Consider the following 1,753-nt stretch of genomic DNA (forward strand, 5'->3'; position numbering starts at 1 on the left):
CCGTGTCGCCGCCCCGGCGGCGCGGCCGACGCCCGGCCTGCGCGCCAGCCGCGAGGCGCAGGGCTCGCTGCTCGACGATCCGGGCGGCTTCGAGCTGCCGGAGTTGAGCCTCCTGGCCACCCCGCGGCACAAGGGGCCGAGCCCCGAGCACGCGCCCGAGCGGCTCGAGGCCATGGCCCGCCGGCTCGAGGGCGTGCTGCAGGATTTCGGCGTCAAGGGCGACATCATCAACGTGCGGCCGGGCCCGGTCGTCACCCTGTTCGAGCTCGAGCCGGCGCCCGGCATCAAGTCGAGCCGCGTCATCTCGCTCGCCGACGACATCGCCCGCTCGATGAGCGCCATCTCGGCCCGCGTCGCCGTCGTCCCCGGCCGCAACGCCATCGGCATCGAATTGCCCAACGAGAGCCGCGAGACCGTCTATCTGCGCGAGATGCTGGCGTCGTCCGATTTCGAGAAGATGAAGGGCAAGCTGCCCATCTGCCTCGGCAAGACCATCGGCGGCGAGCCGATCATCGCCGACCTGGCGCGCATGCCGCACCTGCTCATCGCCGGCACCACCGGCTCGGGCAAGTCGGTGGGCATCAACACCATGATCCTGTCACTGCTCTACCAGATGACGCCCGAGCAGTGCCGGCTGATCATGATCGACCCCAAGATGCTGGAACTCAGCATCTATGACGGCATCCCGCATCTGCTCACCCCCGTGGTCACCGACCCGTCCAAGGCGGTGGTGGCGCTCAAATGGGCGGTCCGCGAGATGGAGGACCGCTACCGCAAGATGAGCAAGGTCGGGGTGCGCAACATCGACGGCTTCAACCAGCGCGTCACCGAGGCCAAGCGCAAGGGCGAGGTCATCACCCGCACGGTGCAGACCGGCTTCGACAAGGAAACCGGCGAAGCCATCTTCGAGAGCGAGCAGTTCGACCTCGAGCCGCTGCCCTATATCGTCGTCATCGTCGACGAGATGGCCGATTTGATGATGGTCGCCGGCAAGGACATCGAAGGCGCCATCCAGCGCCTGGCGCAGATGGCGCGCGCCGCCGGCATCCACATGATCACGGCGACGCAGCGCCCCTCGGTCGACGTCATCACCGGCACCATCAAGGCCAACTTCCCCACCCGCGTCTCCTTCCAGGTCACCTCCAAGATCGATTCGCGCACCATCCTGGGCGAGCAGGGGGCCGAGCAACTGCTGGGCAACGGCGACATGCTGTACATGGCCGGCGGCGGCCGCATCCGGCGCCTGCACGGCCCCTTCGTCTCCGACGCCGAGGTCGAGGCGGTGGTGGCGCATCTCAAGACGCAGGGCGCTCCCGACTATCTCGACTCGATCACCGCCGAGGAGGATGAGTTCGATCCCGACAGCGCCGTGGGCGACGACATGGGGCCGGGTTCGGGCGACGAGCTCTACGACAAGGCCGTGCACATCGTCCTGACCGACAAGAAGGCGTCCACCTCCTACATCCAGCGCCGCCTCGCCATCGGCTACAACAAGGCGGCGACGCTGATCGAGCGCATGGAGCAGGAGGGCGTGATCAGCCAGGCCAACCACGCCGGCAAGCGCGAAATCCTCGTCGGCAGCGAGCCCTACTGAGGGCGCGCCGAAACGCCGCCCGGGCATTCCGCCTTACGGTTTCGCCTCTGTCTGTGCGCCGCCTCCCTTGTCGAGGGAAGCGGCCCCGGCGAGGCGGTCGCCTCGGAGCGGGTAGTCCGCAAAAGGGTGAGGCTGGCGCCTCGCCGGAGCGGCCGGGTG

At 68.4% G+C, this 1,753-nt stretch carries 1 protein-coding gene; it reads left to right on the forward strand.

All coding sequences use genetic code 11. The annotated features are described in order from the left end of the window. Positions 1-1,594: DNA translocase FtsK (locus VGD93_RS04620; RefSeq protein ID WP_395009647.1), on the forward strand; the 1,594-nt coding region annotated here is incomplete at its 5' end. Positions 1,595-1,753 lie beyond the last annotated feature (159 nt).

Origin of the sequence: Devosia sp. (assembly GCF_036406155.1) — a bacterium.
In the GTDB taxonomy this organism is placed as follows: domain Bacteria; phylum Pseudomonadota; class Alphaproteobacteria; order Rhizobiales; family Devosiaceae; genus Devosia_A.